4 protein-coding genes are annotated in these 6,064 nt (G+C 46.3%); all 4 read right to left on the bottom strand.

Features of this window, described 5'->3' with window-relative positions; translation table 11 throughout:
• Positions 1–1,437: ABC transporter substrate-binding protein (locus HMPREF1548_RS18255; RefSeq protein WP_021637911.1), on the bottom strand; the 1,437-nt coding region annotated here is incomplete at its 3' end.
• 96 nt (positions 1,438–1,533) lie between these two features.
• Positions 1,534–3,135, bottom strand: a complete 1,602-nt coding sequence (locus tag HMPREF1548_RS18250; protein ID WP_021637910.1) for a response regulator — start codon at positions 3,133–3,135, stop codon at positions 1,534–1,536.
• Positions 3,113–4,837, bottom strand: a complete 1,725-nt coding sequence (locus HMPREF1548_RS18245; protein WP_021637909.1) for a sensor histidine kinase — start codon at positions 4,835–4,837, stop codon at positions 3,113–3,115. The genes HMPREF1548_RS18250 and HMPREF1548_RS18245 overlap by 23 nt, the downstream gene beginning before the upstream one ends.
• 143 nt (positions 4,838–4,980) lie before the next feature.
• Positions 4,981–6,051: an alpha/beta hydrolase gene (locus tag HMPREF1548_RS18240; protein ID WP_021637907.1), complete on the bottom strand. Its 1,071-nt coding sequence runs from the start codon at positions 6,049–6,051 to the stop codon at positions 4,981–4,983.
• Positions 6,052–6,064: the final 13 nt, after the last annotated feature.

The following is a 6,064-nucleotide window of genomic DNA, read 5'->3' as shown; positions in this document are numbered from 1 at the left end:
CAGGGCGTCCCTGTATTCCGCCACAACCGTGGTACATGCCGCCATCTGGTCATAAACCGGGGCGCTGTCAAATACAAAGCCCATAGCTTCAGAGAACTTTGCATGGTCCGGGGCATCCAGCATATCAGAATAATAGGTTGTCATTTCTGTTTCCAGCGGAATGCTCAGGCACTGGTTCGGGTAAAACCAGGGACAATCCTGGTTCCATGTGCTGTTGTTCTGGGTAACGCCTTCAGGACGGCGGGCAATGCCCTTTTCATCCACGGTATAGTGCACGCCTTCAATTCCCAGAATAAAGTAGCGGGCCACATTTTCATCGGTTGCCATCAGATACAACATCTTCATGGCTGCATCCGGTTCCTTGCAGACGGTGGAGATCATCCAGCCGCCCAGTACGGAAGCGCTTGTGCCAACCATGTCCGTCAGCTGGAATTCAATGGGCTCGTAAGGGCTGTAAGCGATCAGAGCCTTGATGTAATCCGGGCTATACCCGCCCAGGTAACAGCCTGCGGAAACGCCGTTATTATATTGAGTAATTGTCATCTCGTTATTTAACGGATCATCCATCATCACTCCGGCATCCTTCCACTCCTTCATACGGATGCAGAAATTACGCCATTCTTCCGTTTCATAGAGATTTACAATTTCCTTCGTGCCCACGCCCCGGTTCATCAGAACACCCAGCCAGTTGCTGTTTCCCAGGCTGTCGATGCCGATAACCGCTTCGTTGTTGGTATTCACCATATAGGCAAATTCCGGATGGATTTCCTTGGCATCCTTCATGATCTGCGTCATCTCATCCAGAGTGATCCGTTCTCCGTCTCTGCCGGCAATGCCAAGATCCTCAGCCACATCTTTTCTCAAAGCATAGACATCATAGGTTGCGTAGCTGTCCACAGAAGGAACCGCATACTGTACGCCGCTGATCTGCTGCGTTTTCAGCACATTTTCAGGATACATTTCCCATAAATCGGGATAGACATCAAGATACTGGTCCAATGGGATGCACTGCTCATTTTTCACGCATCCGTCCAGTGTAGAATAGAATCTCCAGCAAAACAGGTCCAAAGGCTGCTGGTTGTCAGACAGCATCAGAGTCAGCTGGGTAGACAGATCTCCTAAAGTCATCTGTACCATATCAGCCTTTACGCCGGCGTTAATGGATACCAGATACTCGTTTAAGGCATCCTCAACCATCTGCTCATCCGCCATTTCGCTCAGTACAGGCACCTGTACCGTAATTGTGGGCCATTCCTCCGGATTTCCCGCTGCCGCAAAGCCTTTTGCACCTTCTGCCGTGTCCGCAGCCCCTGCGGCCGGTGCTTCTGCGCTCCCGGCTTCCGAAGACGCAGCTGCAGCCGGCGCTTTTGAACCGCAGCCAACCAGAGAGCCTGCCATTACAGCGGCCAGAATCAGTGACAACAGCTTCTTTTTCATTACATTACCTCCCTTATCCTATTGATTAAGTCATTCAACTGATAAGCCTATTCTAGTCAAATCAGGGAGGGAAAAATATGCAAAATCAGAGAAGGTTTATTGCATTTTCTGATTCGCGGCCGACTTCCGGTATTCCATGGGGGTGCAGCCTGTCAGCTGCTTAAAGCTTCTGGTAAAATTGGAATAATTCCCATATCCCACATGGCTGGATATGAGGGTTACAGGTAATGTTGTTGTGGTCAGCAGCATTTTGGCCGACTCCATTTTTTCATTCACGATATATTCCTTTAAGGTATAACCCGTATTCTTTTTAAACAGCTTTGTTAAATATTCAGGATTCATTCCGGCAAATTCCGCAATTTCCGATACCGACACATCGCTGTCCAGATGCTGCCTGATATACTTGATGGTTTCCTGCACCACATCCCTGGTATCCTTGCTGCCGATAAGCTTCTGCAGCTTTTCAGTGATATGGGTCATCGCCTTTTCAAACAGGTCATACCTCTGCCAGGCGTTCATATAGGTCAGATAAGGCAGCTCCTCATCAAAAATCACATCGCTTCCAATCTGATGGTTTACCAGATATGCCAGTAAAATCTGCGTTATACTCTGGTGCAGGTTCATCATGCCAGACGCATTCATACGACCGCGGTAGTCATTGCTTATATAAGAAAGGATGCTGTCCCTGAAGTCCTGGAACTGCTCCTGCTCCAACAGCTTTTTCCAGATATTCAGCTGAAGCTTGTAGGAATTGCTGCCTGCCTCTTTCTCATTTTCCCGCGGCAGAAATACCCGGCTTTCCTGACGCACATTATCTCTTTGGGCCTGGAATAAAGGCAGCGAATATTTGGGCAGTTCAGCCGGCCCGCAGACATTGCCGCAGTATATTGCCATTGTGGTCAGAAGGACGCGGAAGGACAGAATGCGGAAGCTCTCCAGCTTATCTGAAATTACCTCCCTTTCATAAGCCAGCTCCCGTTTCCAATATAAAAGCATGGCGAAATCCGTACTGTTTTCCTCCAGCATGACAATGCTGTACACTCCCAGCTCCTGGAATACCTCGTCCAGGATATTCTGATAAATCAGCCGCAGGATAGGCTTTTCAATTTTTTCCAGATGCTTCTGCGTCTTCAGCACCTGTACCAATACCGGCAAATAAACCGATTCTCCTGCATTGTTAATATTATGGTAAGAAATCAATCTGCGGATATAGGAATCATCCGTATTCCTGCCTTCCAGATATTGCAGCGCTCCCACTTCAAGAATATTCTCTTCATAGGTCTGAAAAAAGGCGCCTTTATTCATCAGCTCCAGATTTTTTCTCTCAATCTTAATCTGGGATACCGCCCGCTCCACAACACTTTTTAACTCCTCCGTACTGACAGGCTGAAGTACATAATCGAAGCTCTGCATGGAAATTGCTTCCTTCATATATTTCACATCCGCATATGCCGTCAGGAAAATAATTTTTACATCTGAATGCTCCTCAAGCACCCATTTTGCAAAAGTAATGCCGTCCATTTCAGGCATGACAATATCACAAAGGAAAATATCATAATGGTATTTTTTCATACATTCCTTCGCTTCTCCGGCGCTGTCTGCCGTATCAATTCTTTCCATCCCCAGCTCCATTTCCATAAGCTGGGAATATACTGTTTTTAATATTGTTTTTTCATCATCGATTATCAGTATGTTCATTTTCTTCCCGGGGCAGCAGTATCTCCGTAACAGCCCCTCCTGTGGGACTATTATAGAAATAGAGCCTCGCCCTTTCTCCATATAGCAAATATATCCGGTACTTTATATTATCAACCCCAACCTGCCTGGAATGATACTGGAACTGCGTTACAGGCCTGTTCAGCTCCTCCAGCCGCTGCGGCTGGTATCCCTCTCCATTATCCGATATCCGGATTCTGATATACCTTTGTTCTTCATCCTCTATTCTGTCTGCCATAATGGAAATGGAAAGCACCCTGTTTTTACTCACCGCATGTTTTATGGAGTTCTCTACAAAAGTCTGAATACATAAAATAGGCACCTGATAGGACTCGTCCTCTTCGTCCAGCTGTATCTGAAGAAGAATCGGCATTGCGTTTCTGATAATATAAATATTACAGTAGGCTTTCACCTCTTCTATCTCCTCTGCCAGCGTAACCAGACTGTCCGAATCCTGAAATACATATCGGAAATGCCTGGAAACGGCATAAATCATTGTTTTTACCGTGTCCACATCATTTTCATTCAGCAATGAGGCCACAATATTCAAACAGTTCAGGAAAAAGTGAGGCCTGACCTGTAGCTGATAATACTGTAATAAAGCCGCGTTGGCCTCTTTCTCCTTTTCGTATCTTTCCTGCTCCAGTTTGCCCATTTCCGTGATCAGCTCATCCAGCTTTTCATTGATCAGCCGGATTTCCTCCAGCTGGTTTTCCTTTCCCGCTTCCCCGAAATTTTCAGGAAGCTCTCCTTTTTTCATTTCTGTAAGGCGGTGCACAAAGTGATCGATTGGCTGATAAATAATCCGCTTTACAAACCGGTATACATTCCAAAGGACAGCAAAAGCTGTCAGCGGGATTAAAATAAATAACAGCCAGAACTCCATCTGGTTCCAGAAAGCAAGTTTTTCATCCTTATGTACCAGCAGGATACGGAGATTCTCTCCCTCCAGATCCTTCCTGGAAATCATATACGTTAAACCTGCTCTCTCCGTATTGTTCCTGAGCTTCTGTGCAATGGCCTCTTCCTCCAGAAGCATATCTCCCTGATTTACCAGGATATTCCCCTCCCTGTCAGAAATCACAAGCTGCATATTTTCTCTCAACACAAAATATTGGGACAGGTTAACCGCATACCCCAGAAGCTTCCCCCGATCTCCCAGGATATACAGCAGATAAGCTTCTCCCTCATAGGTCATTATTTCTTTATAAGGCATCTTTTCATCCATATGGGCGCGTGCTTCCCGCTTAATTGCCTGGTTCAAACGATAGCTGTCTCCTGTAAAAGTAAATCCGCTGAATTCGCTGTGCAGGGAATCCCAGGCCTTATCATAATAAAAAATGCCGCCAAAATAGTCCAGATTGTCTGCCCTGCTGCTGAAATTATTGTTCAGGTAATAAGAAGCAAGCATCCACTGGCTTTCCGTGATCTGGGAACGTTTCAATATCTGATAGTGCACATTATTTCCATACAGGTTCTTAATATAGGCTTCCATAGAGCTGATATCCTGCGCAAGCTGCTGTGCATAATCCGAAGTCATAATCTCATGGTCCCTCTTATACACATGGCGGTACTGCAATATGATATATCCACCAAAGCACAGTAAAAGCAAAAGCAGCAAAACGGAACCGCCGATACCTCCTATCAGAAGATATCTTTTTATGGATCTTTTTTTACTCCGCAACTACTATCCCCCCTGTTAATGCAATTCACTTCTGCGGATTTATGCTTTCCGCTTTTATTTCTGCAGTCTCCGGTCCATCCTCTCTGTAAATCCTTTTCCCCGAAAACAGATTTGAAATTCACCATTCAGATTTTATCACATAATCAATCCTGAAACAAATCCCGCTGCTCTTTTCCCAGTATATTCCACATAAACTGCTCCGCCAGTAGCTCCCACATTTCAAAATTAGGATACTTTACATATCCGTCCAGCAGCTTCCGCCCGGCCTGACCATGGGGCACACCGGAAAAGGTATGGATTTCAACCGTCACGCCATGGCTGACCAGATCCGGATACAGTTTATTTATATTATCCATGTTAAAATCTTCGAGACCCACCGCATGGAATACCGGGGGATATACCACTCTGCTATAATCAAAGGTTTCATGATTCATCCTCGGTCCGTAAATACAGAGAAAAGCATCCATTGATGCGCTGACCTGATCCAGCGCATCCTCCTCATAATCAGGAAACACCTCCGACATTCTCTGTTCCCCGGAATAATAACGGATGCAGGCCTCTCCTGTCAGTCCGCCGTTGGAAAAGCCTGCAAATACGATCTGGTTTTTCTTCACACGATATTTTTCCGCATTTGCCCTGACTATGCGTATGGCTCTTGCCGCATCCGCTCCCGCCTCTTTGCCGCTCCAGGGATTTAAGTTGGTACGGTTCAAAAGAAGGAAGCATTGATAGCCCATTTGGTTGAAGTCCCTGGCCACCTGATAACCCTCGCACAAAACTGTAAAGCCGTGATCCCCGCCGGCGCACAGAATGATCGCTCCCATCGGCGTCACCTCCTCCGGCACAAGCATTTCATACATAAAAGGGGCAAAATCAGGATTGTGGTTATACCTGTATGCAGAATTATCCGTGTATTCCGTCAGCGAGGGCACCCTGTTTTCCGGCCACAGCATGAGCCTGGGACGTTCCTGCTTCCTGTTTTCAATTTTCAGCCTCAGTTCCCGGAAGGCTTCCAGCCGGGAACTGATCTCTTCCGGGGAATCCAGTTCTTCAATTTCACATGCCATACCTGCAAGCTCTGTAAGCAGATCCATGGGATAGCACAGACAATTCTCAAACAGCGGAACCGCCGCCAGATTTTCCTCTCCGAAAACACTTCTGACCATATCCATTTTAGCGCGCATTTTTTCAAATAAAGCTTTCATATCATCCATTATATTTTCTCTC

The organism is Clostridium sp. KLE 1755 (assembly GCF_000466465.2).
GTDB classification, from domain to species: domain Bacteria; phylum Bacillota; class Clostridia; order Lachnospirales; family Lachnospiraceae; genus Eisenbergiella; species Eisenbergiella porci.
The sequence above is the reverse complement of the archived record's forward strand: the minus strand, read 5'-3'. Positions and strand labels throughout refer to the sequence as shown.

Coding starts and splice junctions, on each gene's coding strand:
- HMPREF1548_RS18240 (WP_021637907.1), bottom strand. CDS start 6,051: ATGGATGATATGAAAGCTTTATTTGAAAAAATGCGCGCTAAAATGGAT.
- HMPREF1548_RS18250 (WP_021637910.1), bottom strand. CDS start 3,135: ATGAACATACTGATAATCGATGATGAAAAAACAATATTAAAAACAGTA.